This is a genomic window from Photorhabdus temperata, from assembly GCF_025384845.1.
GTDB lineage: Bacteria > Pseudomonadota > Gammaproteobacteria > Enterobacterales > Enterobacteriaceae > Photorhabdus > Photorhabdus temperata.
Genome location: NZ_JAJAFX010000033.1, coordinates 14,070 through 36,675 on the forward strand (window position 1 = coordinate 14,070; position 22,606 = coordinate 36,675).

The following is a 22,606-nucleotide window of genomic DNA, read 5'->3' on the forward strand; positions in this document are numbered from 1 at the left end:
TCCTGACATGCATAAATATCCATTTGAAATGCTAGTTTCACATCTGAAACAGCCCACGTCCGGGCGTAGGTGAAGTGTCGAGGATAATATTGAGCTTAGTAACTATGGTATTATTTAACATTCTCAAAAATATAAACTACACCGGCTTTGGACGTAGAGTCGACGCTCTCTGACGTTGCACCAACTACCAAACTCGTCCCCGCCTTATTCAGGCCGACAGGCCCACCAAAACCATTTAAATTGTCTGAAGGGTTCAAAATCTCCATAGGTGTTTCTATATTCCATCTATCATTCAGACAGGTATACACATACACCCTGGCAACCGCCCCCACTATCAGACGATCCCCCGCATCATTCAGTTTGAGAGAACCGCCAAAATATACGCCACTTGCAGGGGCCGAAAACTTAATGGGATTTTCTTTATCCCATATCCCATTCCTGCGCGTGTATTGAACCACAAGTAATGAGAAACAAAAAGAGATAGGGATTTGGCGAAAATAAACGGGAATTCGCGGATATAAATTCAGTGGTAGTGCGGTGTTGCGTGGGTATGGTAAGTTTATCCCTGCCCTGACGGGCAGACTAACTAAAATGAGAAAATTTTTGCAGTTGTTGCTTTTGTGCCACTTATTTTAATAAAACCAGGACTCGCCCTATCAGTCATTTAAAACATCTTTAAATACGCTTTAAAACATAGGCTACTTTAGCCTATGCTAACCTGCTTTGCTGCTCATCTTGTTGTGGTTTGCTGGGATGTGTTCTTTGTCATTGATAGACTCCAAAAATCTCTGTCGTTGTTCATCAGTTAAAGATGCATACAGTTGAGCAAACACCAACGAGTGGTTAGATACCCCCAGTTTGGCAGGCAGGTCTTCCGGCCAGGGGAATTGCGATTCTTGCTGAATGTCTGTCTGGGGTGGTGTTAGTAATGCGTTGATACCTTGCCTGAAAACCCTATCAATAACTGATTCTCTTTCCGCGGGAGTCATTCTTTCTAAAATCTCAGACCATGCTTGTTGTTGTTTTTGTGAAGGAGATAATTGTTCATTATGAGTTGCAGAAAAAACCGATTCGGCATTTTTAACCGAACAATCTTGACCTGTAGCTAACCACTCTAATGAAGTGTTACTTGCTTTGGCGAGAACGGCCAATCTGTCAATTGATGGATACGATGAACCATCTAAATAATTCCTAATTACCCTTTCAGACATACCGCAACGCTTTGCAAACGAATTAATAGACTCTCCTTTCATCGCTCCACGCAAACGCTCACCAAAATGGATTATTCGCTCATCTGGAATAATCCGATTCAGTTTATTCTCTTTATTGTCAGTTTCTTCTTTGTAAGAGCTCACCATTGAACTGTCCCCCTTGAAAAAGCCCTATAGAAATTAATTTGCAGAAAAAACCGAGATTGGCTTTACATTCGGTTTTTTCTGCCGTACATTCATACTCACACCGATAATCAATAGAGATTATCCGCACCGATAAACCTATAAGGATTTCACAATGCAGACAAGCAAGCAAGCAGATTGGCATCGTGCAGATATCCGCGCAGCCTTAGAAAAACGCGGCACAAATCTACGCACATTGTCTGTCAACGCAGGTTTAGCTAAGGATACTTTGCGAAATGCATTAACACGCCCTTGGCCGAAGGGTGAAAGAATTATCGCTCAGGCAATCGGGGTTGACCCGTCAGTCATCTGGCCGAGTCGCTATAACCGCTAACCATACAAAAGAAAACTACGGGAGCAATCCCCTTCATTTGGGAGTGTGAAACTGATGGATATTTGGGTTACTGCTAAAGAATGTATCGGTTTGCCAGGCTTTCCCAGCATGCAACATAACATTCGTGCAAATCTGGATAAGCTAGCAGGCGAAAAGCGTCGCACACGCTCAGGTTCAAAATCATTTGAATACCCGATAAGTTGCCTGCCGCCTGTCGCCCGTGCGGCGGTACTGAAAAAGCAAGGGGCGGTGGAAATCAACAATCTGCGTTTTGACATCAAAAATAAAAAACAGCAGGCAGAAACCTACTCGCGTGAGCTGCTTTGGCAGAACTGGAATAACGCGAATAACAACCAGCGTGGAAAAGCACGCCGGAAATGTGAGGTGGTGATAGCGGTCACGGGTTTGATTGATACCGGCATTGATACACTGACCGCATTTGATTCTGTCGCTGATGCGTTACAGGTTCCCTCCGCGAGCGTTCGGCGCTGGTACTACCTTGCGAAACCTTTTGACCGGACCGATTGGCTGGCAGCGCTGGTTGGCAAGCACGGACACAGTTTGACCACGCGCAAAAAGAAAGAGGCGGAATGTACGTCTGCTGCCTGGGATTTCTTGCTTGCTGACTATTTGCGCCCGGAGCAACCAGCGCTGCGCACCTGCTATGCCCGTCTTGAAGAAGCGGCAACAGCGCACGGTTGGACGATACCGAGTCTGTCATCACTGCGCCGCAAGCTGGAGCGTGAAGTACCGACCGAACAGATCGTGTTGTTGCGTGAAGGTGAACACGCTCTGATGCGGCTTTATCCCGCGCAAGAACGTACGGTGCTTGAACTGGATGCGATGGAATGGATTAACGGCGACGGCTATCAGCATAACGTTTTTGTTAAATGGTTTAATGGTGAAACTATCCGGCCCAAGACCTGGATTTGGCAGGATATCCGTACCCGTAAAATTCTGGCCTGGCGTACTGATGTGTCCGAGAACAGCGATAGTATCCGCCTGGCCCTGGCGGATGTGATCGAGCAATACGGTATTCCCAAACACATCACTATTGATAACACCCGTGCCGCTGCTAACAAATGGATGACAGGCGGTGTACCCAACCGTTACAGATTCAAGGTCAAGGAAGATGACCCAAAAGGTATCATCCCGCTTTTGGGCATTCAATTGCACTGGACCAGTGTGCTGTTCGGGCGTGGACACGGACAAGCAAAACCGATAGAGCGTGCATTCTCTCACGGCGGCTTAGGTGAAGTGGTCGATAAACATCCGGCTTTAGCGGGGGCGTATACCGGCGCAAACCCGATGGCAAAGCCCGATAATTACGGTGACCGGGTCGTGGATGCCGAAACATTTTTAAATGCGCTGGCAGAAGGGATCGCTTTTTGGAACCGTCGGCCTGAGCGCGATACAGAGGTATGTCTTGGGAAATGGTCGTTTGATGATGCGTTTGAACAGAGCTATCAGGAAAGTACCGTACGTAAAGCTACCGCCGAGCAGCGCCATTTACTGTTGCTGCCGTCTGAATCAGTCACGGTCACCCATGGCGCATTTACCTTAAATGCCGGCGGCAAAATACAGTCACGTAAAAACCGGTACTACCACGAGCAGTTGCTGGGGATTAAGCCCAACAAAATTGTTATTCGTTTTGACCCGGCAGCACTGCATGACTCCGTGCTGTGTTACACGCTGGATGGCCGGTTTATTTGCGAAGCCTTGTGTATTGAGAAATCCGGGTTCGGGGATTCTCAGGCTGCTCGTGAGCATGACCGTAACCGGACACGCTTTGTTAAGCGCACTAAAGAAGCCACGGCTGCCCAGCGCCGCATGACCGCGCTGGAAGTGGCGGAACTGATGCCGGAAACCGTGCCGCCCGCGCCACCGGAAAGCCGCGTGGTGGAGATTTACCGCCCGGTGGGGAATACCGTGCGCCGGGTAGTGGTGGATGAACAGGCCGAGCCGGACACCGATTATGACTATGCCTTTGAAAATGCGGTTGCGCAGTTGCATGAGCAACAACAGAAAAATGCAATTTAGGAGAATACGATGACCAATATTATAGCGTTGACTCAAACACAAACAGAGCTGGCTGACGTTCGTGCCGCTATCCGAACCATTGTTGAAAGTGACGGCCTGACTTACAGCAATGTCGCCCGTGAAAGCGGCATATCCAGTACCGCGTTATCTCAGTTTATGAATGAAAGCTACAAAGGGGATAACAGCAAAGTTGCCGGCCAGCTGTCTGTCTGGCTGGAGAACCGCAGCAAACGCACCAATGAAATGCCCGCAGCCCCGGATTTTGTCCAGACGAAGACTGTGCGGCAAATCTGGAGCGCGTTGCAATATGCCCAGCTGGCGCAATGCATCAGTGTGATTTACGGCAGTCCGGGGGTGGGTAAGACCAAAGCCTTGCAGCAGTTTGTTGCTGAACGCCCTAACGTGTGGCTGATAACCGTGTCACCCTCCCGCGCCAGCCTGAGTGAATGCCTGTACGAACTGGCCCTGGAGCTGGGTCTGGGAGATGCGCCACGTCGGGCGGGGCAATTGGGGCGGGCAATACGCAGAAAATTGCGCGGTACATCGGGGTTATTGGTGATTGATGAAGCCGACCACCTTGATTATCCGGTGCTTGAGGAGTTGCGCATTCTTCAGGAAGAAACCGGTATTGGTCTGGCCCTAGTCGGTAATCATCAGGTCTATGCCAAACTCACCGGCGGCAGTTCCCGCAGTGTGGACTTTGCGCGACTGTTTAGCCGAATTGCGAAAAAAGTCGCCATCCTGAAAACCAAAAAAGATGACGTTACCGCCATTGCGGATGCCTGGGGGCTGGGCCAACAGGAACGCGCATTAGTCCAACAGTTATCAGAACGCCCCGGCGCATTGCGTACCGTATCTCATACCCTGCGGCTGGCAGCGATGTTTGCTAAGGGCAATAACGAATCACTGGCGGAAAAACATATCCGCGCAGCAGTCAAAGATTTAGAGGGGGCGACATTATGACAAAGGATTCTCTGGTTTCGGCATTCAATAGCGTGGGTGATGCGGTATCCGCGCTGACAGAACAGGGTTTTACTGTGATGAGTATCATGATACGGGATAGCGCGCCGCGTATTCAAATTGCCCGCCATCAGCATTGTGAGCAGTTAATTCGTAACGGCAAGGCCACTTACCGATACTTGGGGCGTAATTGTGATTATCGGCAGGGGATGTTTGTCCATAAAGGTTGTCAGGTGTATTGGTCAGAATCATTACATTAATCATTAGGGGGATGTATGGCTGTTAAAATCGAAATTGTCATTACCACGCATCAGGGGAAATTAATGCATGACGTTAAAGCGTCAGGCGGTGCTGTCTACACAGCCAATGAAAAACAAGAGGTCATGGCGCTGGTACAGGTTATTAAGCATTACCTTGCACAACAATACGATTTATGTTTTCACACTCAGGAGGTTAATCAACATGTCCACTAAACAATACACAACACAGCAGGCCCCGGAAGGTTATTGGGTTGATGCTAAAGGTGTTTTAACACCGGTCTCTATTATCCGTGAAATTGATAAAGAGCGGGACAGGCTGGTCGGGGAAATCGTCGAGCAGGCCATTACCGTTAGCTCTGCATTGGCGGAACTGAAGCTGCGGGCGTTTGCTGATATTCAGGCATTTATTGACTTGTCAGCAGAAGCGTATGGCGCAACAAAAGGCGGGAAAAAAGGGAACGTCACGCTACCTTGCTATGACGGGCGCTTCAAAATCCAGCGGGCAATACAGGACCGTATTGCGTTTGATGAGCGTCTGCAAGCGGCGAAGGAGCTGATTGACAGTTGCCTGGCTGACTGGACAGAGGGTGCGCGTCCTGAAATTCATGCGCTAATTAATCAGGCGTTCTCCACCGATAAAGAGGGCGATATCAACACCGGTCGCGTTCTGGCACTGCGTCGGCTGGATATTGACGATGAGCGTTGGCAACAGGCAATGGTAGCTATCGGCGAAGCGTTGCAGGTTATCGGCAGTAAATCCTATATTCGGGTTTATGAGCGCGTCGGTGATACTGACCAATATAAACCGATATCACTGGATATCGCTGGAGTCTGATATGAAAGCGAAACAGTTTAATCAACGTTATCGGGTTGGAGCCAGTTTTATTTATCAGCCCAATAAAATATTACGCGGTGGAACACCAGTTAAAACAGTTGATGAAGCGAAAGATTTAAAAAATTGCACGGTAGTTGAAATTAGCATTGAGCCTTATTTTGTGAGAACGGATTATTTAACTCCGGCGTAATTTAATTATCTGTTAATTCGTTTTAATTAATTGGCGTAAACCCGCCAGGACAGGTTTACGCCAAATTCAGAAAATAAGGAAAACCCAATGATTGATAAATCAAACTGGAAAGAAATCGAATGTGAGCTTAAGGGATTGTTTTGTCACGTTAATTTTAAGTACCAGGATACTGTCATTAGTATTGTTCGGGAAAGAGTGAGTGAAAGCAGAAGTAAGCTTTTTGTGTATTTTAATCATACTCTGTGTGTTGATTGGGGGTATGAAGAATGTGATAAGTATAACCCGCTCACCAAATTATTTTGGCTGACAGTGGCAAAACCGCTTTATAGCAAAACAAAAATTGCAGAAATGGAAAAAATAGCAGGGAAGCGTAATCTGGCAAAGAAATTCCCTGAGGTATATAGCAATCAGACCTCTCTTTCTCCGATATTTGCAAATGCCAGCCAGTTGATCCGGCAATACAAAAAGATTGATGGTTTAGAATGGGTTAATGAACGATGAATAAACAACAACTGATCCGCCTTATTCATATCGCCAAAACCAAACTTAAGCTTGACGATGACACTTATCGCGCTGCGCTGGCGTCAACGACGGGCAAAATGTCGTGTTGTGATATGTCTCAGGCTGAATTAAAGCAGGTGTACGCTGCATTTGTTGAACGGGGGTTTAAACGTCGTTTTAAACCCCATCACCAACGGGTTAAATCGGATTCAACAGGCCGTGTACGCACGGCAGAAATCAGCAAAATTCGGGCCATCTGGATCACTATGCATCAGCAAGGGTTTGTTCATGACGGCTCAGAGTCAGCACTGAATAAATTTGTGATGCGTCAAACAGCTAAAATCAATGGAGAAGGGGTTGCGGAAGTCGGCTGGCTGACGCCAACACTGATTTATCCGGTTATTGAGAGTTTGAAAAAATGGCATCTCAGGCTGATGACAGAAAGCATGGTAGCCCGCAAGCAACCACTGCCAGAACGCCGGGGATACGATGCAATATGTCACGCCTTTAATATGGGGAAATCATCATGAAAATAGCCCGTTGTCCCATTTGCCACTCTGACTGGCATTTAGAGGCGTTATGTGAAGATGACGCCAGCCGTCAGTTACTGAAAATACTGGCGGAATTGCCGGGCAGTTGTGCCCGGCATCTGGTGGCCTATATTGGCCTGTTTCGCCGTGAGAAACAAAACCTGTCCAACAGCCGGGCATTAAAGCTGGCCGGGGAAGTGCTGGCGCTTTACAAACCCGGTCGGGTGTTAGCTCACGCACTAAGTGAAACCGTCGAACGTATCCGAGAAAAGCGGGCACAGGGGGACAAGAAACCGTTATCCAATCATAACTACCTGAAAACCGTCTATCAGTCAGCCGAACAGGTTTTTGCCCAAGGTAGCAATATCAATACACGAGAACGGCAGCAAGTTTCAGGCTCTGACAGCCGTGATGCGTATTTTAAACAAATGCAGCAAATGGGTGTCGATATTACTAAATTATCAGGAGGTGCCGAATGGTTAACAAAACAGGCGAAGTAAATTTATCACTCTTTGATGATGATCATGCTGAACTGGGACAACTCTTGGACAGATTAAATGATATCCCCTTTGCAGAGTTGCAAGGTCGCTGGCCGCAATTGCTGGCGGATATGGTTGATCTGTTCAGCGCTGAATTGCAGCGGCAAGGGCAAGAAAAAACGCTATCCCATTTATCCAGCAGTAAACTTGTGGGTGCTTTGGCTCATTATTACGGTGGGCGTGCGGTTTACTTGCCCACTGGAGAGACCCTTAAAGCCGCACTGAGGGACAATCAGTTATTTGATGAGTGGAGTCGTTCTAAAGGGGGCATAGATAACTTGGCAAAAAAATATGCGCTCACGCATTCAACGGTTTATGCTATTCTACGCCAACAGTTGATGCTACATCGAAAACGTTATCAAATTGACTTACCTCTTAGATAAGTAAGGACGATCATGAAAAAACGCCTCTTCCTGTTAACATGTTTAATATTCTCTTTTTCTTGTCATGCGGCTCAACTTCCTGCTTTTGACACTGTGAAGAAAAATTTAGATGTCTATGGTTTACTAAAAGCCAGTGAGTGGAAATTTATGGGGGACACTAAAAAAAATACACATATTGCTATTGTTGATGGAAACCAATATTGGGCTAATAATAGAGCTATAGCCGCAATATTTAAGTTAACAGGCAATGAACAAGTATTAGAAAAAAAGTTAATGGATACGGCTGTTTTGTGTGTTCAGTTTTCTAAAGCTGTAATCGAAAACCTCACTGAAGAACAAGGTAAAGAATTACTCGCAACGATGGCCGCTGCAACTAGAGTTGAGGGTAGGCAAGTATCTACCTCTGTTAATTCGTTTCGATATTACACATCCATTGATAAAGGAACGAGTGATATTGTTTTTACCTGTGGTATTAGCCAGGGTGATTTTAATTAACAATCATTCTGACTATTGATTGATTTTTGTTTGACTCCCCACAAACCCACCCTCTCCCCGCCCCATAAGATGATGAGCTACCGACTATTCACAACAGGTAGCCATCATGACTTACCGTTACAGCGTTTCCTTTATCCATGCTATCCATTACTTATTGCCCGTGGAAGGCGGCTATGTCAATAACCCCCATGACACCGGCGGCCAGACAAAATTGGGTATCAGTCAGCGCAGCTACCCTCACCTCAATATTGCCGCATTAACCGAAGACGACGCCACCGAAATCTATTATCGGGATTTCTGGCTGAAAGCCGGTTGCGATAAGTTGCCGGCAGGTATCTCACTGGCGGTGTTTGATGCCGCCGTTCAGCACGGGATAAAACCCGCCGTACAGCAATTACAACGGGCGGTGAGTGTGCGGGATGACGGCGTTATCGGCCCTGACACACTCAATGCCATTGAAACCTTTGCGCCGCCATATCTGTTTATCCGGCTGCTTAACCGGCGTGCACTGACGTACGCCCGTATTATTGCCGTGAACCCGACACAAAAAGTCTTTCTGGATGGCTGGTTTAACCGCCTGGATAAGCTGACATCCGCCGTGTTAGAGGTGTTGTGATGCTGCCGCCGCCAATTTCAGACCATTTATTAAAAAGACAAATTGCTGAACTGCGTAACCCCCGCTATCTCAATCTCTATGAAGCCGGGCGGGAACGTTGTTTACAGCAGGCATTGGCCGGCAAAGATATCAGCGACATTCCAATCTATAGCCATAACGCCACTTATCAATCGCTATTTTGTCGTGGATGGCAATCCGTTTCTGCTCAAGATATCCGCTTATTGCGGGCTGAACGCAACCGGAGGCCGGTATGTTAGCGCACTTAAAGCAACTTATCAGCAACCCGGCCACCGGTCGCCTCTCAACCTCTGATACCACCTTATTTGGGGCATTTATTGCCAGCACAGCGGTTTTATTGTGGTGTGCGCTCGCCGGCAAGATGGATGAATATCTGTTCGTTGGCTACCTCGCCGCGTGGGTCACGCATTCTCAGGCATCAAAACAAGCCGCCATTAAGCGTGACAGAGAAATAAATGTGACAGAAAACCGCGAGGTGTTTGCCCGTGATTAATCCTATCCGACGTTTCCGACACTATGGCAGCATTGTCTTGTTCTGCGGTGTGGGTTTTTGGCTATGCGGGGTGGGTTATAAGCTCGCTGAATTACGCTTACAGCCCAAAATAGACCAGGAAATTGAAAACCGCAAAGAGGCAGAACTGTCTTTTTATCGGGCACAAAAAGCCACCGCCGAATTAAACGCCGGCGCACTGCATGATTTGATTGAAAAACAGCAGGCACAGCAACATGCAAACGAAAAGATATCAAATGACTTATACGCCGCTATCACACGCTTATCGCAAGCCACACAGCGTATTGAGCAAAGTATTCCTGATGCCCTTAGTCGCGATGGGAGTGCTTACACCGGTATTGGCCCTGACGGGTTGCGGCTCTACCAAACCGCTCTTGGTTACCACTACGCCGCCCCTGGTGATTTCAGCCTGCCCGGCCATTCCTCCCCAGCTGTTACAACTGCCCGCGAAACCGCCGATGCCCCGTTCCGGGGAGCCTCATGCGCTGCTGACTCATGCCGGCCGGTACGGCCAATGGAGCCAGGAACTGGAGCAAAAGCTCCTGGCCATCAAAGCCTGGGCGACCCAACAACAGGAAAAACAAAATGAGCAGACTGATTGACCGGGCGTGTGAGTTAGAGCAACGCCAGCGCGCATTAGCCCTAAAAGCCCATGTTGAGCGCCCGGTTCAGGCAGGGAACGGCATTTGCTGTCACTGTGGTGAGGAGATTGATCCCGCCCGGCTTGCCATCAATCCGGCGTTTGAGCGCTGTATTGACTGTCAAAAACAGGTTGAATTATGGGAGAAAAAATTCAGTGCTGGCATTTCTTAAAGAGAACTGGTCGATGGTGTGGGCGGCGGTCACGGTCACCTTTAACGTGGCGCTGGTGTTGCTCAGTAAAACCTACGCCAAACGTGATGATGTTGAGTTACTCAAAATGCAAGTACGTCAGCTGGAAGGTTCATTGTCGACTTTACCGAATCAGAAAGAATTACACGCTTTGCAGCTGGAGATGGCGAACCTGCGCGGCGATTTAAAAGCCGCCTTGCCGGAGCTGCGTCAGTTACGCCATATGAGCGATTTGTTATTGCAAAATGAATTAAAGGAAAAGAATTAATGTCATCCATGCGTGAAATTTTAACGACCGACCAGCGATTGGTGATTTTGCGGTCGCTGGTTGAGTGTGGCGGTGATGCCAATGAATCGGTATTACAAACCTGTCTGGATGCTTACGGCCATCGGGTCAGCCGTGATGTGGTGAAGTCACATTGCCACTGGCTGGCCGAACAAGGGCTGGTTTCAGTGAACGATGTCTCCGGTTGCCTGGTCATGACCTTAACCGGGCGTGGCGCGGATGTGGCAGAAGGTCGCAGTACCGTACCCGGTGTAAAACGACCACGGCCAAGGGGATAGTCATGAGTGATAAGCGTACCCGTGGCCGGCCATCCAAGATTGATTTGTTGCCGCAGCCCATCCGGGACCAGCTGCACAGTTTGTTACGTGACAAACGTCATACCCAGGAAGACATCCGCGCGGCGGTTAATGAGTTGATTGATGAAGAAGGCTTACCCGATGCGCTGAAAATCTCCCGGACGGGTCTGAATCGTTATGCCTCCCGGATGGAAACCCTCGGTGCCCGTATTCGCGAAGGGCGGGAAATTGCCGATGTGTGGGTCTCCCGTCTGGGGTCTGCCCCCTCTTCCGACGTGGGGAAGCTGTTGCAAGAATTTGTGAAATCCCTGGCCTTTGAAACCAGTATGAAGTTGGCCGAGGGGGATGAGCCGGTTGAACCGAAAGCCTTGTCTCAGTTAGCCCTGGTCGCCGCCCGGATTGAACAGGCCGCCATGACCAGCACCAAGCGGGAAAAAGAAATCCGGGCCGCGTTTGCGGCGGAAGCCGCAGAGCAGACAGAAACCCTGGTCAAGCAGGCCGGTCTCACGGCAGAAGCGGCGGCAGAGATCAAACGTCAAATCTTGGGGATTGTTTAATGTTGGCACAGGAATTAAACCCGGCGACGGAATTTATTATCAGCGCCGTTAACGATGAGACGTTTGATCCCAATGCGGTGCTGCTGGGTTATCAAAAGCGCTGGATTGCCGATGAATCGGTCTTAAAAATGGCGGAAAAATCGCGGCGGACCGGATTGACCTGGGCTGAAGCGGCCGATGCGTCACTGACCGCCGCCAAAGCCCGTGACGCCGGCGGCACAAACCATTTCTATATCGGTTCCAATAAAGAAATGGCGCGGGAATTTATTGATGCGGCGGCGATGTGGGCTAAAGCTTACGGACTGGCGGCGGGTGAAGTCGGTGAAGAAGTCTTCGAGGATGAAGATAAAGATATCCTGACATTTGTTATTTACTTTAGCAGCGGGTTTAAAGTCCAGGCATTATCCAGCAATCCGAAGAACCTGCGCGGGATGCAGGGGAATGTCACGATTGATGAAGCCGCTTTCCATGAACGGCTGGCCGAAGTGCTGAAAGCCGCGCTGGCCTTGACCATGTGGGGCGCAAAAGTGCGCATTATTTCTACCCATAACGGCAATGAAAACCTGTTTAACGAGTTGCTCCAGGATTCCCGCGCCGGGCGTAAACGGTATTCTGTTCATACGATTACGCTGGATGATGCTTGCAATGACGGGCTGTATAAACGTATCTGCCAGGTTTCCCGGCAAACCTGGTCGCAGGAAAAAGAAGACGAATGGAAAGCTAATTTACTCAAAGACACCGCGACGGAAGAAGATGCACTGGAAGAATATTATTGCGTGCCGAAGCAAGGCAGCGGGGCCTATATCCCCCGGGTGCTGATTGACCGTGCAACCGATGCCCAGTGTGTTGTTGTCCGTTTTGCTATGCCCAGGGGCCATATGACCTGGACAGAAGACGAGCGTAAAAACACGGTGTTGACGTTTTGTGAAGAGACGCTGTTACCTGCATTACAAAAACTGGATCCTGATACCCGCCATGCTTTCGGTCAGGATTTTGCCCGTTCCGGCGATTTATCGGTCATCGGGGCCGGGAGTATTGAGCAGGACACCCGCCGCATTCTGCATATCACCGTTGAACTGCATGATGTGCCTTATAACCAGCAACGCCAGATAGCCTTTTTTATGATTGACCGACTCCCCCGTTTGGTCGGGATTGCCATCGACTCGACAGGGAACGGCGGTTATTTAGGGGAAGCCGTGTTATTGCACTACGGTGAAAATATGGTCGATGCTATCCATATCACCGATAATTTCTATCGTGAATGGTCACCAAAATACAAGGCGCTGTATGAATCCAATGACATCCGTATTCCTAAAGATGAAGACATCATTGCCGACCAGCGCCAAATCCAGAACATCCGGGGCGTGCCCAAAATTGATAAAACCCGCCGAGCCGGGACCGACGGTAAAAAACGTCACGGCGACAGTGCCGGGGCTTACCTGATGTTTACCCGCGCGACCTATATGGAGGGACAAATGATTGACTTTATTCCGCTGCCGGGTAAACACACCGCGGCAAATGACGACGACGATTTACCGACCTTTGAGCGAGGCTGCTGGTGAAAATATTAAACAGGTTAGTGGATGCAGTAGGCCGCCGTTTCTGGTTTAAGCCTGATATGCAAACGCAGGATGATGAGTCCCGTGTGTCACAGTTGCGCCGATACTACGGTGATCATCCCGTGAGTGGGTTGACGCCCGCCCGCGCGGCTGAAATTCTGGTTGAGGCCGAACGCGGGCAACTTCACGCGCAATGTGAGCTTGCCGAAGATATGGAAGAAAAAGACGCGCATTTGCAGTCTGAATTAGATAAGCGCCGGCGGGCTATCCAGTCGCTTGACTGGACGATTAAGCCGCCGCCCAATGCCAGCCGGGAAGAAATCAGCGACGCCGAGCTATTAACCGAAATCTTATTAGATGCCAGTTGGTTGCCGGGTTGTCTTTTTGATGCCACCGATGCCATTCTGAAAGGATTTTCCTGCCAGGAGATTGAATGGGAAAATGCCGGCGAGCTGATTATTCCGCGTGCGGTGGAATGGCGTGATCCTGCCTGGTTTCAGACGCCACAATATGAACGTAATCAGTTGCGCTTACGCAACGGGACAGCCGACGGAGAGGATTTACAGCCGTTCGGCTGGGTACAGCATATCGCCAAATCCAAATCAGGCTATCTTGCCCGGACGGGGTTAATCCGCACCCTGGTCTGGCCGTTTATCTTTAAAAACTATTCGGTCAGGGACCTGGCTGAGTTTCTGGAAATCTACGGTCTGCCTATTCGCGTCGGACAATATCCGGCGGGTGCCACCGACAAAGAGAAACAAACCCTGCTTCATGCCGTCATGTCTATCGGTCACAACGCCGGCGGAATTATTCCCCGCTCGATGTTGATTGATTTTAAAGCCGCCGCAGACGGCACATCAGACCCGTTTATGGCGATGATGAATTGGGCTGAATTGAGTATGTCTAAGGCCATTTTAGGCGGCACCCTCACCAGTCAGGCCGACGGTGCAACGAGCACCAACGCCCTGGGAAACGTACATAATGAGGTCCGTTTCGAGGTGCGCACCAGTGATGCAACGCAACTGGCCGCCACACTCACGCGGGATCTGGTGTTTCCTTTATATGCCTTGAACTGCAAATCATTCGATAATCAGCGGCGTAAACCGGTGTTTGAGTTTGATCTGTCCGAGCCGGAAGACGTGAGCGCCTATGCCGCGGCATTACCCGGCCTGGTCGGTCTGGGGATGAAAATTCCGGTGCAGTGGGTGCATGATAAACTGCAAATTCCCGTGGCAGCGGATGATGAAGCCTGTCTGAAAGCACCGGTGCCCCCTGCAACCCCGGATTTCTCTTCCGCCTTCTTAAACGCTAAAACCGGATGGACCGCATTAACGGCGGAGCCGGTGACCTCAGTCAATACCCTGCCGGGCGCAGTGAGTGGGCAGGAATGGCAAAACACCGTTGATCCGTTGTTAACCCCGATCATTGAGGCGCTCACGACCGGCGGTTATGAGGCGGCAAAAAATAAAGCGTCTGAACTCTATGCTGAAATGGATGATGAACAACTGGCTGATATGTTACATCGGGCGATGTTTGTCGCCGAACTCTGGGGGCGTCTGAATGCCACAACCGGTTGATTTAGGTATTGCCGCTAAATTAGAGCCAAAACTGGCGGTGGATTATTTTCGTGCCAAAGGCTATGACGTCAACTGGAACTGGCAGGAAACCGATGCTGCTGCCCATGCGCGGGCGTTCACCGTGGCAAAAGCGGCGCGGATGGATATTCTGACGACGATTCGTGATGAGGTGGATAAAGCGCTGAGTCAGGGCACCCCCGAACGCGATTTTATTAAAACCCTGAAGCCTCGTTTGCAAGAACAGGGTTGGTGGGGTAAGCAAATTGTTGTTGACGGTGACGGTAATACGGAAACCGTCCAGTTAGGCAGCCCGGCCCGGCTGGCAACGATTTATCGCACTAACCTGGCGACCGCGTATCAGGCCGGGCGATATCAACAGCAACTGGCGAGCACCGAGACCCACCCTTATTGGCAGTACATTGCCGTCATGGATAACAATACCCGCAAAAGCCATGCGGCGATGAACGGGCGGGTGTTTCGTTTTGATGATCCGATTTGGAACACACTCTATCCGCCTAATGACTGGGGGTGTCGCTGCCGCGTTCGCGCACTGACTGCCGCCCAGGTGAAACGGATGGGGTTAACCGTGGAGTCCAGTCTCGGCGCGGTGAGTACCCAACTTGTTGAGACGGGGGTTGACGAACGGACGGGGGAAATTTATCAGTCAGAAGTCACGACGTACCGCAATGGCAAGCAACGTATGACCACCGGCGCGGGCTGGTCAAACAATGCCGGGCAATTGGCAATGGGGTCGGATATCAGTATTGCGCGTAAGCTGATTGCGTTGCAAAACCGTGAACTCCGTCAGCAGGTTATCCAGTCGTTAAATAATGCGCCGGTACGACAACAGGCGTTCGCGCAATGGGTCGGCCAGGTGCTGACACAGCGGCGCCCTGGTAACCATATTCAGCCGCTGGGGTTTATGACCGAGGAGATTGCCGTGGCGGTGGAAAAGCGGACGGGTAAGCCTGCGGCGCGTGTGCTGGCTATCAGTGAAAAAGACCTGGTACACGCTGACAGTATCAAGCATCAGAAAAAAGGCGTCGCCCTGACCATGGCCGAATATCAGGCGTTACCTAAAATCGTGGCGGATCCCTCCGCGGTACTGTGGGATAAGCAGAATCAGAATGTATTGTATATTCGCAGTGATGATGACCGTACCCTTAAAACGGTGGTCAATGCGCCCTGGTCGGTACGCAAACAACCGGATGCCTTAGATGTGGTGATTAATACGTACCGGGTGTCGTTAACGGAACTGAAAAAAGCGGTGGCTGGCGGGAATTATGAGTTACTAAAAGGGGCGCTATAACAACAAAGCCCCGAATAACGGGGCTTGTTACAGTGATGGGAGTTGAACCCACATAAACGTATGGCTTGCGCTGACGTCGAATTACCGTTATTCGTACACTGTTTAACCTATTTTACCATGAGTGAGAATGAATGCAACTTGACTATCAATTTGATGATGCGGCGATACAGGCGGCCTTTAAACGGGTGCAAACGCTGGGGCGGGATACCACGCCGGTGACCCGTGCGATTGCCGCTGTCCTGGCAAGTGAAAGCGAAGACGCGTTTGCAAAAGAAGCTGACCCGACGACAGGCAACCCCTGGCAACCGTTAACCGAAAAATATAAAGCTAAATTAGCCAAAAAAGGCAAGACGGGCAGAATGTTACAGCGCTCACAGGGAGGGCTGGCGATGTCGTTGTCAACAGCGTATGACGCGGTGAGCGCGGCTATTGGTGCTAACAAAATCTATGCCCCGATTCAGATGTGGGGGGGATTACCTGATATGCCGCCGGGCCCGGCGGCAGTCCCCGCTCGCGCGTATATGGGACTATCAGCGCAAGGTGTGGCGGATGTTATCGACATTATCAATACGCAGCACGCAGCCGCATTGAAAGCGCGTTAGCCTGTCAGGCTGACAGAAAAAAAGTTAAACGCCTCCTGAGATTTTTAAACGGGTTTTAAACGGGGTATAGTGTCACTGCTTACCCCCGTTTTATCTTTTCTTTCCCAGTCAGGTGTGATCCCCCACAAACCCACCTTTTTTTCATATTGCCCAGAATGGCGATATGAAAACCCAAATACCCACCCCAAAAAAACGTGTCGCCATTTTGAGTGCCGCGATTTCAGACAGTACCGATGGCTGGTATCAACTCCTGCCCGCCGGGCATTTCAGCGCCCGGGATGGTCGCCCGGACGATGTACCTGGCGGGCAGTGGTTTATCGATACCAACATTGCTGAACAATTTATTGCGGCTACCGCGTCTATTGGTCAGCCCGTGCTGTTTGACTACAACCATGTGACATTAAAACAAGATGAAAATGCCGCCGCGTGCAAAGACGCTATTGCCGCGGCGTGGCTGAAAAATCCCGCAACAGATATGCAGTGGCGCGAAGGTTTGGGGCTGTTTGTTCGCCTGTCGTTAACACCGGCGGCTCAAACCGCCATTGATAACCGCGAATGGGCTTACTTGTCTGCGGTATTTCCTTATAACGAGCTGGGCCATCCCCTTTATTTGAGGATGGGCGCACTCACCAATGACCCCGGTTTAACCGGTATGCGGCCTCTGGCTGTGCTGGCGGCGCAAACTCTTTCGGACTTTTTACCCTCATCAAAACAGGACATTGTTATGAATGATCTTATTCTCCAGTTGCTAGAGCAGCTGGGTATTGAACTGCCCGACGATACCGCCGAACTGAGCGAAGAGGCACTCAGTGATTTACTGAATCAGGCGTTGTCTGCTGTTGAAACCCTGAAAGCCTCAGCCCAGGCTGTCGTTGATACGCAAGCGGTGATTGAAAACACCGCAGACCCGGACAGCGTCACCAGTGGCGTAACCGATATCATTGATGATGCCGCCGCCGATATCACCGAAGCGGAGCAAATCTTAGAAGATGCCGCATTGAGTGGCGTGGATTTAACGCAGTTTGTTCCTGCCCGCGCGTATCAAATTCTGGCCCGCCGTGCGGCGGTGTTAAGTGCCCGTTCTGGCGAACAAAGTGCGGAGTCGATTATCTCCAGCGCCCGCCGACAAGGGCGCGTTATAGCCGCAGAGGTCCCTTATTTGCGGGCGGTAGCGAGACAGCACGGTATTGCGGAGTTAAATGCCGCGATTTCTGGCCGGAAAGGCATTACGGCACTCACCCGTCGTCAAACCCTGAGAGTGAAACAACCGTCGCGTCTGGCCGTCCTGTCCGCGTCTGAAAAAGAAGCGGCGAGGCTCCAGGGATTATCTGAGGCCGAATTCCTGAAACGCAAACAAAAAGGAGCCCAATAATGGCGATTGTTACCCCTGCGCTGATTAAAGCGTTATTCACCGGCTGGAACGGCGATTTTCAAAACGGGCTTGACCAGGCTCCCAGCCAGTATGAACAAATTGCTACCGTGGTGCCCAGCACAACAAAATCCAACACTTATGGCTGGCTGGGGCAGTTTCCCGGTATGCGTGAATGGATTGGTGATCGTGTTATCAAAGACATGCAATCACACGGTTATCAAATCATTAACCGGCCATTTGAAAGCACAGTCGGTGTTGATCGGGATGATATTGAAGACGATAACATCGGCATTTATTCCCCCTTATTTACTGAAATGGGGCGTGCTGCCGGTGTGCAGCCCGATGAACTGGTATTCGGTGCGCTGTCAAACGGCTTCGCCAATCTGTGTTACGACAAACAGAACTTCTTTGATGCTGACCATCCGGTCTACCCCAATGTCGACGGTAAAGGGGATGCCACATCGGTCAGCAATATCTTAACTGATGACAGTTACAAAGGGGTGCCGTGGTTTGTGCTTGATAATTCCAGGGCCATTAAACCCATTATTTTCCAGCAACGCAAAGCACCGGAAATGGTCGCGATGGATAAAGTCGATGATGAGCAGAACTTTATGCGTAAGCTCATCAGATACGGCGTCGATACGCGTTGTGAGGCTGGTTATTCATTCTGGCAACTGGCTTACGCCGCTAAAGCGCCATTGACCGCGGATAACGTCTGGTCGGTGATTTCTTCCATGCGGCAATTTAAAGCCGATGGGGGGCGTCCGCTGGCAATCCGTCCCACCCATTTGGTTGTTCCGCCTGCCATGGAAAAAGAGGCCACGCAGCTATTAGAGCGTGAGCTGACGATTGATGCTAAGGGCGGCACTGTCAGCAATGAAATGAAAGGCCGTCTGGAATTGATTGTGGCGGATTACCTCTAACGCCCCGTTTAAATCCCGTTTAAAGGACGTGAAATGTTATGTCAGAGAAAATTTCAATGGCTGATGTCGACATGGTGGTGGTTAATACCGCGCATGATGGTTATCGCCGGGCCGGGTTGGTGCTTGACCAGGGTGAAAACACGTTGTCAGCCGTTAATGTCGAGCAGCGCCAGGCGCTGGAAGCCGATCCCCGTCTGTCTGTCACGGTTATTACGTCAGATACCGATAATGACGAACCGGGGGGGATGGCTCATCAAGGTGATACAGCTACGTTAGCTAACACAAAGAAAGATAAGGCGAATAAATGAGTTATGCCACTCTGGCTGATATGTACGCGCGTTACAGTCGTGACGGCCTTAACACCCTGACGGATGTCAAGATTGATGACTGGGCGGCATTAACCGATGACGAACTGACGATGGCACGTCAGCGACTGATACAAACGGCGCTGGATGATGCTTGCGCGACGATTGACGGCTATATCGACAGTCGCGCGACCTTGCCACTGAAAACGGTGCCGTCTGTTCTGGTCAGGGTGGCCTGTGTGCTGGCGCGGTTTTCGCTCGAAGACGGCGCGGCAACAGAAAAAGCCACGAAAGACAGTGAAGATGCGATTCGTTTGCTGGAAAAAGTCGCCGCCGGGGATGTCAGTCTCGGACTCAGTAAAGAGGCTGAACGCCCGGAGGGCGGTGATATTGCGCAAATCACCAGCGCTGGCAGTGTCTGGCAGCGCGAGAAATCGCGGGGATTTATCTGATGAAGACACCGGCCTCTATCACCAGTGATATTTCAGATGCATTACTGGCGGGTATTCAGCAGTTGTTTGGTAAGACACTGCGCAAAGTGGATACCCATCCCGGGCAATGGAGTGACAGCGCCGTCAAGCTGATTATCAATACCGCACCGGCAGTTTACGTCGCCTGGCTGGGCAGTCGCCAGGGCGAGATACGTCATACCGCGATCAGCACCTGGGGCGTTTTTGTCAGCGCATCCGTGTTAAACGGTAAACAAACCCAGGTACCGGGGATTTATCAGATTGTTGAGCGGCTCACCGCCTGGCTGAATAACCGCCGGATTGCCCCGGCGGGTAACTTCACACTGACCCAGGTTGGCAACCTGTGGAGCGACACGCAAAGTCAGGCCGGTGTAGCGGTGTATGGGCTGTATTTTGATGCGCCGCAACCGTTGCCGGACCCCATCGCGCTTGACGATTTGGACGATTATGCAACCCATTATCAGCAATGGGGGCAGCCAACGGGGACGCCTGAGCAGGAAGCCCTGATTCATTTACCTATTCAGGATAAACCATGACTGAATTGCATATTAAACCCACCCCAGGGTTGGTTGTTCGTGACCCTGAAACATACGAACCGCTGACTGAAAAAGGCGATAAAAAGCCCCGTATTGGGTACTGGTTACGTCGCCTGAAAGAGGGTGATGTAGTTGAAATTCCTGCTGTATCAACGAAAAAAGGAGCATCGCAATAAATGGCGCTCTCATTTAATGAAATCCCGGCCAATATCCGGGTGCCACTGTGTTATATCGAATTTGATAACAGTGCCGCCGTTACCGGCACGCCGCAGATGTTGCATAAGACATTGCTCTTAGGATTGCGCATGAAAACCGGACGGGTACCCGCCGGGCAACCTTTTCGTGTCACCTCTGCCAGTGCCGCTGAAACCGCATTTGGCCGTGGCTCAATGCTGGCTGAAATGGCCGCAGCATTTATCAAAGGCAACGCGTTTGCTGAACTGTGGGCGCTCGCCCTTGACGATGCCGAGGATAGCGTTAAAGCCGAAGGGAAAATTCAGCTTATCGGTAAAGTGGCTCAAACCGGGCAAATTGCGTTGATGATAGCCGGCGTTCCTGTCCGTGTGACGGTCAAAGCCGGTGATGATGCGGTCACGATGGCCGGTAAAATCCGCGAGACGATTAATGCACATGAAAAGCTGCCAGTCACGGCGAACGCGGAAGCGCTGGCCGACACCGTGATATTAAAAGCCAAATGGAGTGGTGAAACCGGCAATGATATTGATGTCCGGGTCAACTACTACGACGGGGAAATGCTGCCGGCGGGCATCAACTTAGCGATCACCCCAATGGGTGGCGCTACCGGCAACCCCGATTTGGCACCAGCGATTACGGCTTTCGGTGATACCTGGTGGAATTATCTTGTTAACCCCTTCACGGATACGCCGAATCTCGATTTGCTGCGTGATGAACTGAAAACCCGCTGGGGACCGCTGCGCATGATTGACGGCATTTGCTGGATGGCCTACCGCGGCACACTGGCGAAAACGTCAACGTTCGGGACGTTACGCAATGATTATCTGTTTTCAACTATCGCAACCGGGATTGCGCCACAGCCAACCTATATTTGGGCGGCCACCCTGGCGGGTGTGGCGGTGGGTTCGCTGAGTATTGACCCGGCCCGGCCTCTCCAGACATTGCAACTGCCTGGGATTGCGCCACCTGCGGCCAGTGACCGCTGGGCATTGAATGAGCGTAACTTGCTGCTCTATGACGGGATGTCAACCTGCCATGTGGCGGCGGGTAATGTCGTGCAGATTGAGCGCATGATAACCATGTATCGTGAAAACAGCTTCGGCGACCCCGACCCCAGTTATCTGGATGTCGAGACTATCGCGACCCTCTCGTATCTGCGTTACTCAACACGGGTGCGTATCACGCAAAAATACCCGCGGCATAAGCTAGCCAATGACGGTACGCCGTTCAGTGCCGGACAGGCGATAGTTACGCCGTCCGTCATCAGAACTGAGCTGTTAGCCTTATTTACCGAACATGAATTTGCCGGACTGGTGGAAGATTTTGACGCGTTTAAAGCAACGTTGATTGTGGAGCGTGACAGCAATGATCGCAATCGTATTAACGTGCGCAGCAATCCGAATCTGGTTAATCAGTTCCGTATTTATGCGCACGCTATCCAGTTTATTTTGTAATAAGGAAAAATCATGGCAAGCCCCTATCAGTACACCGGTATCGCGTATATCCGACTCAACGGGAAAGAAATTCAAACCAAAGACGGCGCACAACTGACGCCGGGCGGCGTAACCCGTGACCCGGTTATCGGTGCCCGGGTTTATGGCTGGCAGCAGACACCGAAGGAAGCCCGGCTGAGCTGTGTTATTCCGCAAGGCCCTGGCGTCAGTCTGTTTGTGATTAAAAATCTGGTGGATGCGACCATCGAATTTGAGTGTGACACCGGCGAACGTTTTATGCTCGCTAATGCCTGGTGTGACGGCAATGTGTCGCTCACCAGTAAGGGTGAAATATCCGCTGAATTTATCGGCATTGAATGCAAAGAGATTTAATCATGACATTTGAATTAAAACATGGGCTGACCTACGGCCATGATGACGAGGCCGAAAAGCAGTTTGATGTCGAGCTGCGCCAACTGACCGCCGGTGATTTGATTGATGCCGAAACTGCCAGTGAGCGGGTCGTGATGACGGAAAAAGGCCCGATGCTACTCTCCAGTCCGGCGCTAATGGGCTATGAGTTGTTACGCCGCACTATCGCGCGGATTGGCAACATCAACGGCCCGATACCGATGGCCCTGTTAAAAACCCTGCATCAGGATGATTTAGAGTTAATCGCCAGCCAGGCCGGTTTACAGCGTCATGTGGCGATGGAAACGATGAGGCAAGTCGCAGACGAGGGGCGATAG

General features: G+C 50.6%; 34 protein-coding genes and 1 pseudogene. 33 read left to right on the plus strand and 2 right to left on the minus strand.

Annotated elements, in window-relative coordinates; all coding sequences use genetic code 11:
- Positions 1–110: 110 nt before the first annotated feature.
- Both LGZ99_RS13975 and LGZ99_RS13980 read right to left on the minus strand, forming a co-directional pair.
- Positions 111–458 (minus strand): annotated as a pseudogene (locus LGZ99_RS13975) (hypothetical protein); the annotation flags it as partial.
- A 255-nt stretch (positions 459–713) separates the two neighbouring features.
- Positions 714–1,358: a helix-turn-helix domain-containing protein gene (locus LGZ99_RS13980; protein ID WP_262979203.1), complete on the minus strand. Its 645-nt coding sequence runs from the start codon at positions 1,356–1,358 to the stop codon at positions 714–716.
- A gap of 151 nt (positions 1,359–1,509) precedes the next feature.
- Between LGZ99_RS13980 and LGZ99_RS13985 the strand changes: the two genes are divergently transcribed.
- The 33 genes from LGZ99_RS13985 (at position 1,510) to LGZ99_RS14145 (ending at position 22,606) form a co-directional block, all read left to right on the plus strand.
- Positions 1,510–1,728, plus strand: coding sequence for a helix-turn-helix domain-containing protein (locus tag LGZ99_RS13985; protein ID WP_262979204.1), 219 nt, complete (start codon positions 1,510–1,512; stop codon positions 1,726–1,728).
- Between the two features lie 54 nt (positions 1,729–1,782).
- Positions 1,783–3,768, plus strand: a complete 1,986-nt coding sequence (locus LGZ99_RS13990; RefSeq protein WP_262979205.1) for a transposase domain-containing protein — start codon at positions 1,783–1,785, stop codon at positions 3,766–3,768.
- Between the two features lie 9 nt (positions 3,769–3,777).
- Complete coding sequence (locus LGZ99_RS13995; RefSeq protein ID WP_262979206.1) at positions 3,778–4,731, plus strand: AAA family ATPase; 954 nt, start codon at positions 3,778–3,780, stop codon at positions 4,729–4,731.
- Positions 4,728–4,988: an HI_1482 family protein gene (locus LGZ99_RS14000; protein WP_262979207.1), complete on the plus strand. Its 261-nt coding sequence runs from the start codon at positions 4,728–4,730 to the stop codon at positions 4,986–4,988. The genes LGZ99_RS13995 and LGZ99_RS14000 overlap by 4 nt, the downstream gene beginning before the upstream one ends.
- 15 nt (positions 4,989–5,003) lie before the next feature.
- Positions 5,004–5,201, plus strand: coding sequence for a hypothetical protein (locus LGZ99_RS14005; RefSeq protein WP_133815658.1), 198 nt, complete (start codon positions 5,004–5,006; stop codon positions 5,199–5,201).
- On the plus strand, positions 5,191–5,823 hold the full coding sequence (locus LGZ99_RS14010; RefSeq protein WP_262979208.1) for a DUF3164 family protein: 633 nt from the start codon (positions 5,191–5,193) through the stop codon (positions 5,821–5,823). The genes LGZ99_RS14005 and LGZ99_RS14010 overlap by 11 nt, the downstream gene beginning before the upstream one ends.
- A gap of 1 nt (position 5,824) precedes the next feature.
- Entirely contained in the window at positions 5,825–6,013 is a 189-nt protein-coding gene (locus LGZ99_RS14015; protein ID WP_262979209.1) for a hypothetical protein, read from the plus strand.
- 87 nt (positions 6,014–6,100) lie between these two features.
- The gene (locus LGZ99_RS14020) at positions 6,101–6,514 is read left to right on the plus strand and encodes a hypothetical protein (RefSeq protein ID WP_262979210.1); all 414 of its coding nucleotides are present in this window, start codon (positions 6,101–6,103) and stop codon (positions 6,512–6,514) included.
- Complete coding sequence (locus LGZ99_RS14025; protein WP_262979211.1) at positions 6,511–7,044, plus strand: gp16 family protein; 534 nt, start codon at positions 6,511–6,513, stop codon at positions 7,042–7,044. Before LGZ99_RS14020 ends, LGZ99_RS14025 begins: the two co-directional genes overlap by 4 nt.
- Complete coding sequence (locus LGZ99_RS14030) at positions 7,041–7,544, plus strand: HI_1489 N-terminal domain-containing protein (protein ID WP_262979212.1); 504 nt, start codon at positions 7,041–7,043, stop codon at positions 7,542–7,544. Before LGZ99_RS14025 ends, LGZ99_RS14030 begins: the two co-directional genes overlap by 4 nt.
- Positions 7,520–7,966: a Mor transcription activator family protein gene (locus LGZ99_RS14035; protein WP_262979213.1), complete on the plus strand. Its 447-nt coding sequence runs from the start codon at positions 7,520–7,522 to the stop codon at positions 7,964–7,966. Before LGZ99_RS14030 ends, LGZ99_RS14035 begins: the two co-directional genes overlap by 25 nt.
- 12 nt (positions 7,967–7,978) lie before the next feature.
- On the plus strand, positions 7,979–8,461 hold the full coding sequence (locus tag LGZ99_RS14040) for a hypothetical protein (RefSeq protein ID WP_262979214.1): 483 nt from the start codon (positions 7,979–7,981) through the stop codon (positions 8,459–8,461).
- Between the two features lie 106 nt (positions 8,462–8,567).
- Positions 8,568–9,077: a glycoside hydrolase family 108 protein gene (locus LGZ99_RS14045; protein ID WP_262979215.1), complete on the plus strand. Its 510-nt coding sequence runs from the start codon at positions 8,568–8,570 to the stop codon at positions 9,075–9,077.
- The gene (locus LGZ99_RS14050) at positions 9,077–9,334 is read left to right on the plus strand and encodes a hypothetical protein (RefSeq protein ID WP_262979216.1); all 258 of its coding nucleotides are present in this window, start codon (positions 9,077–9,079) and stop codon (positions 9,332–9,334) included. Before LGZ99_RS14045 ends, LGZ99_RS14050 begins: the two co-directional genes overlap by 1 nt.
- Positions 9,328–9,588, plus strand: a complete 261-nt coding sequence (locus LGZ99_RS14055; protein ID WP_262979217.1) for a DUF2644 domain-containing protein — start codon at positions 9,328–9,330, stop codon at positions 9,586–9,588. The genes LGZ99_RS14050 and LGZ99_RS14055 overlap by 7 nt, the downstream gene beginning before the upstream one ends.
- The gene (locus LGZ99_RS14060; protein WP_262979218.1) at positions 9,581–10,195 is read left to right on the plus strand and encodes a hypothetical protein; all 615 of its coding nucleotides are present in this window, start codon (positions 9,581–9,583) and stop codon (positions 10,193–10,195) included. Before LGZ99_RS14055 ends, LGZ99_RS14060 begins: the two co-directional genes overlap by 8 nt.
- Positions 10,192–10,419: a TraR/DksA C4-type zinc finger protein gene (locus tag LGZ99_RS14065; protein ID WP_262979219.1), complete on the plus strand. Its 228-nt coding sequence runs from the start codon at positions 10,192–10,194 to the stop codon at positions 10,417–10,419. The genes LGZ99_RS14060 and LGZ99_RS14065 overlap by 4 nt, the downstream gene beginning before the upstream one ends.
- On the plus strand, positions 10,403–10,705 hold the full coding sequence (locus tag LGZ99_RS14070) for a DUF2730 family protein (protein WP_262979220.1): 303 nt from the start codon (positions 10,403–10,405) through the stop codon (positions 10,703–10,705). The genes LGZ99_RS14065 and LGZ99_RS14070 overlap by 17 nt, the downstream gene beginning before the upstream one ends.
- An 8-nt stretch (positions 10,706–10,713) precedes the next feature.
- Entirely contained in the window at positions 10,714–11,001 is a 288-nt protein-coding gene (locus LGZ99_RS14075) for a VpaChn25_0724 family phage protein (RefSeq protein WP_262979240.1), read from the plus strand.
- Between the two features lie 2 nt (positions 11,002–11,003).
- Positions 11,004–11,576, plus strand: coding sequence for a DUF3486 family protein (locus LGZ99_RS14080; protein ID WP_262979221.1), 573 nt, complete (start codon positions 11,004–11,006; stop codon positions 11,574–11,576).
- The gene (locus LGZ99_RS14085; RefSeq protein ID WP_262979222.1) at positions 11,576–13,138 is read left to right on the plus strand and encodes a terminase large subunit domain-containing protein; all 1,563 of its coding nucleotides are present in this window, start codon (positions 11,576–11,578) and stop codon (positions 13,136–13,138) included. Before LGZ99_RS14080 ends, LGZ99_RS14085 begins: the two co-directional genes overlap by 1 nt.
- On the plus strand, positions 13,129–14,712 hold the full coding sequence (locus LGZ99_RS14090) for a DUF935 domain-containing protein (RefSeq protein WP_390894017.1): 1,584 nt from the start codon (positions 13,129–13,131) through the stop codon (positions 14,710–14,712). Before LGZ99_RS14085 ends, LGZ99_RS14090 begins: the two co-directional genes overlap by 10 nt.
- The gene (locus LGZ99_RS14095; RefSeq protein ID WP_262979224.1) at positions 14,696–16,021 is read left to right on the plus strand and encodes a phage head morphogenesis protein; all 1,326 of its coding nucleotides are present in this window, start codon (positions 14,696–14,698) and stop codon (positions 16,019–16,021) included. The genes LGZ99_RS14090 and LGZ99_RS14095 overlap by 17 nt, the downstream gene beginning before the upstream one ends.
- A 131-nt stretch (positions 16,022–16,152) precedes the next feature.
- Positions 16,153–16,623 carry a phage virion morphogenesis protein gene (locus LGZ99_RS14100; protein WP_262979225.1) on the plus strand — a complete coding sequence of 157 codons (471 nt, stop codon included), beginning with the start codon at positions 16,153–16,155 and terminating at the stop codon, positions 16,621–16,623.
- Positions 16,624–16,786: 163 nt separating this feature from the next.
- Positions 16,787–17,995 carry a phage protease gene (locus LGZ99_RS14105; protein WP_036841392.1) on the plus strand — a complete coding sequence of 403 codons (1,209 nt, stop codon included), beginning with the start codon at positions 16,787–16,789 and terminating at the stop codon, positions 17,993–17,995.
- On the plus strand, positions 17,995–18,918 hold the full coding sequence (locus LGZ99_RS14110; protein WP_036841394.1) for a Mu-like prophage major head subunit gpT family protein: 924 nt from the start codon (positions 17,995–17,997) through the stop codon (positions 18,916–18,918). Before LGZ99_RS14105 ends, LGZ99_RS14110 begins: the two co-directional genes overlap by 1 nt.
- 38 nt (positions 18,919–18,956) lie before the next feature.
- Positions 18,957–19,226, plus strand: coding sequence for an HI1506-related protein (locus tag LGZ99_RS14115; protein WP_152552775.1), 270 nt, complete (start codon positions 18,957–18,959; stop codon positions 19,224–19,226).
- On the plus strand, positions 19,223–19,675 hold the full coding sequence (locus LGZ99_RS14120; RefSeq protein ID WP_036841396.1) for a gp436 family protein: 453 nt from the start codon (positions 19,223–19,225) through the stop codon (positions 19,673–19,675). Before LGZ99_RS14115 ends, LGZ99_RS14120 begins: the two co-directional genes overlap by 4 nt.
- On the plus strand, positions 19,675–20,229 hold the full coding sequence (locus tag LGZ99_RS14125; protein ID WP_036841397.1) for a DUF1834 family protein: 555 nt from the start codon (positions 19,675–19,677) through the stop codon (positions 20,227–20,229). Before LGZ99_RS14120 ends, LGZ99_RS14125 begins: the two co-directional genes overlap by 1 nt.
- Positions 20,226–20,405 (plus strand): DUF2635 domain-containing protein, encoded by a 180-nt coding sequence (locus LGZ99_RS14130; protein WP_036841399.1) that lies wholly within the window; start codon positions 20,226–20,228, stop codon positions 20,403–20,405. The genes LGZ99_RS14125 and LGZ99_RS14130 overlap by 4 nt, the downstream gene beginning before the upstream one ends.
- Positions 20,406–21,878: a phage tail sheath subtilisin-like domain-containing protein gene (locus LGZ99_RS14135; protein WP_036841400.1), complete on the plus strand. Its 1,473-nt coding sequence runs from the start codon at positions 20,406–20,408 to the stop codon at positions 21,876–21,878.
- Between the two features lie 12 nt (positions 21,879–21,890).
- Positions 21,891–22,250, plus strand: coding sequence for a phage tail tube protein (locus tag LGZ99_RS14140; RefSeq protein WP_262979226.1), 360 nt, complete (start codon positions 21,891–21,893; stop codon positions 22,248–22,250).
- A 2-nt stretch (positions 22,251–22,252) separates the two neighbouring features.
- A complete protein-coding gene (locus tag LGZ99_RS14145) occupies positions 22,253–22,606 on the plus strand; it encodes a phage tail assembly protein (RefSeq protein ID WP_036841403.1) in 354 nt (117 codons plus the stop codon).

Excerpts from the sequence above, each read along its gene's own strand:
- LGZ99_RS13980 (WP_262979203.1), bottom strand. The coding sequence starts at position 1,358 with ATGGTGAGCTCTTACAAAGAAGAAACTGACAATAAAGAGAATAAACTG.
- LGZ99_RS13985 (WP_262979204.1), top strand. The coding sequence starts at position 1,510 with ATGCAGACAAGCAAGCAAGCAGATTGGCATCGTGCAGATATCCGCGCA.
- LGZ99_RS13990 (WP_262979205.1), top strand. The coding sequence starts at position 1,783 with ATGGATATTTGGGTTACTGCTAAAGAATGTATCGGTTTGCCAGGCTTT.
- LGZ99_RS13995 (WP_262979206.1), top strand. The coding sequence starts at position 3,778 with ATGACCAATATTATAGCGTTGACTCAAACACAAACAGAGCTGGCTGAC.
- LGZ99_RS14000 (WP_262979207.1), top strand. The coding sequence starts at position 4,728 with ATGACAAAGGATTCTCTGGTTTCGGCATTCAATAGCGTGGGTGATGCG.
- LGZ99_RS14005 (WP_133815658.1), top strand. The coding sequence starts at position 5,004 with ATGGCTGTTAAAATCGAAATTGTCATTACCACGCATCAGGGGAAATTA.
- LGZ99_RS14010 (WP_262979208.1), top strand. The coding sequence starts at position 5,191 with ATGTCCACTAAACAATACACAACACAGCAGGCCCCGGAAGGTTATTGG.
- LGZ99_RS14015 (WP_262979209.1), top strand. The coding sequence starts at position 5,825 with ATGAAAGCGAAACAGTTTAATCAACGTTATCGGGTTGGAGCCAGTTTT.
- LGZ99_RS14020 (WP_262979210.1), top strand. The coding sequence starts at position 6,101 with ATGATTGATAAATCAAACTGGAAAGAAATCGAATGTGAGCTTAAGGGA.
- LGZ99_RS14025 (WP_262979211.1), top strand. The coding sequence starts at position 6,511 with ATGAATAAACAACAACTGATCCGCCTTATTCATATCGCCAAAACCAAA.
- LGZ99_RS14030 (WP_262979212.1), top strand. The coding sequence starts at position 7,041 with ATGAAAATAGCCCGTTGTCCCATTTGCCACTCTGACTGGCATTTAGAG.
- LGZ99_RS14035 (WP_262979213.1), top strand. The coding sequence starts at position 7,520 with ATGGTTAACAAAACAGGCGAAGTAAATTTATCACTCTTTGATGATGAT.
- LGZ99_RS14040 (WP_262979214.1), top strand. The coding sequence starts at position 7,979 with ATGAAAAAACGCCTCTTCCTGTTAACATGTTTAATATTCTCTTTTTCT.
- LGZ99_RS14045 (WP_262979215.1), top strand. The coding sequence starts at position 8,568 with ATGACTTACCGTTACAGCGTTTCCTTTATCCATGCTATCCATTACTTA.
- LGZ99_RS14050 (WP_262979216.1), top strand. The coding sequence starts at position 9,077 with ATGCTGCCGCCGCCAATTTCAGACCATTTATTAAAAAGACAAATTGCT.
- LGZ99_RS14055 (WP_262979217.1), top strand. The coding sequence starts at position 9,328 with ATGTTAGCGCACTTAAAGCAACTTATCAGCAACCCGGCCACCGGTCGC.
- LGZ99_RS14065 (WP_262979219.1), top strand. The coding sequence starts at position 10,192 with ATGAGCAGACTGATTGACCGGGCGTGTGAGTTAGAGCAACGCCAGCGC.
- LGZ99_RS14075 (WP_262979240.1), top strand. The coding sequence starts at position 10,714 with ATGCGTGAAATTTTAACGACCGACCAGCGATTGGTGATTTTGCGGTCG.
- LGZ99_RS14080 (WP_262979221.1), top strand. The coding sequence starts at position 11,004 with ATGAGTGATAAGCGTACCCGTGGCCGGCCATCCAAGATTGATTTGTTG.
- LGZ99_RS14085 (WP_262979222.1), top strand. The coding sequence starts at position 11,576 with ATGTTGGCACAGGAATTAAACCCGGCGACGGAATTTATTATCAGCGCC.
- LGZ99_RS14095 (WP_262979224.1), top strand. The coding sequence starts at position 14,696 with ATGCCACAACCGGTTGATTTAGGTATTGCCGCTAAATTAGAGCCAAAA.
- LGZ99_RS14100 (WP_262979225.1), top strand. The coding sequence starts at position 16,153 with ATGCAACTTGACTATCAATTTGATGATGCGGCGATACAGGCGGCCTTT.
- LGZ99_RS14105 (WP_036841392.1), top strand. The coding sequence starts at position 16,787 with ATGAAAACCCAAATACCCACCCCAAAAAAACGTGTCGCCATTTTGAGT.
- LGZ99_RS14110 (WP_036841394.1), top strand. The coding sequence starts at position 17,995 with ATGGCGATTGTTACCCCTGCGCTGATTAAAGCGTTATTCACCGGCTGG.
- LGZ99_RS14115 (WP_152552775.1), top strand. The coding sequence starts at position 18,957 with ATGTCAGAGAAAATTTCAATGGCTGATGTCGACATGGTGGTGGTTAAT.
- LGZ99_RS14120 (WP_036841396.1), top strand. The coding sequence starts at position 19,223 with ATGAGTTATGCCACTCTGGCTGATATGTACGCGCGTTACAGTCGTGAC.
- LGZ99_RS14125 (WP_036841397.1), top strand. The coding sequence starts at position 19,675 with ATGAAGACACCGGCCTCTATCACCAGTGATATTTCAGATGCATTACTG.
- LGZ99_RS14130 (WP_036841399.1), top strand. The coding sequence starts at position 20,226 with ATGACTGAATTGCATATTAAACCCACCCCAGGGTTGGTTGTTCGTGAC.
- LGZ99_RS14135 (WP_036841400.1), top strand. The coding sequence starts at position 20,406 with ATGGCGCTCTCATTTAATGAAATCCCGGCCAATATCCGGGTGCCACTG.
- LGZ99_RS14140 (WP_262979226.1), top strand. The coding sequence starts at position 21,891 with ATGGCAAGCCCCTATCAGTACACCGGTATCGCGTATATCCGACTCAAC.
- LGZ99_RS14145 (WP_036841403.1), top strand. The coding sequence starts at position 22,253 with ATGACATTTGAATTAAAACATGGGCTGACCTACGGCCATGATGACGAG.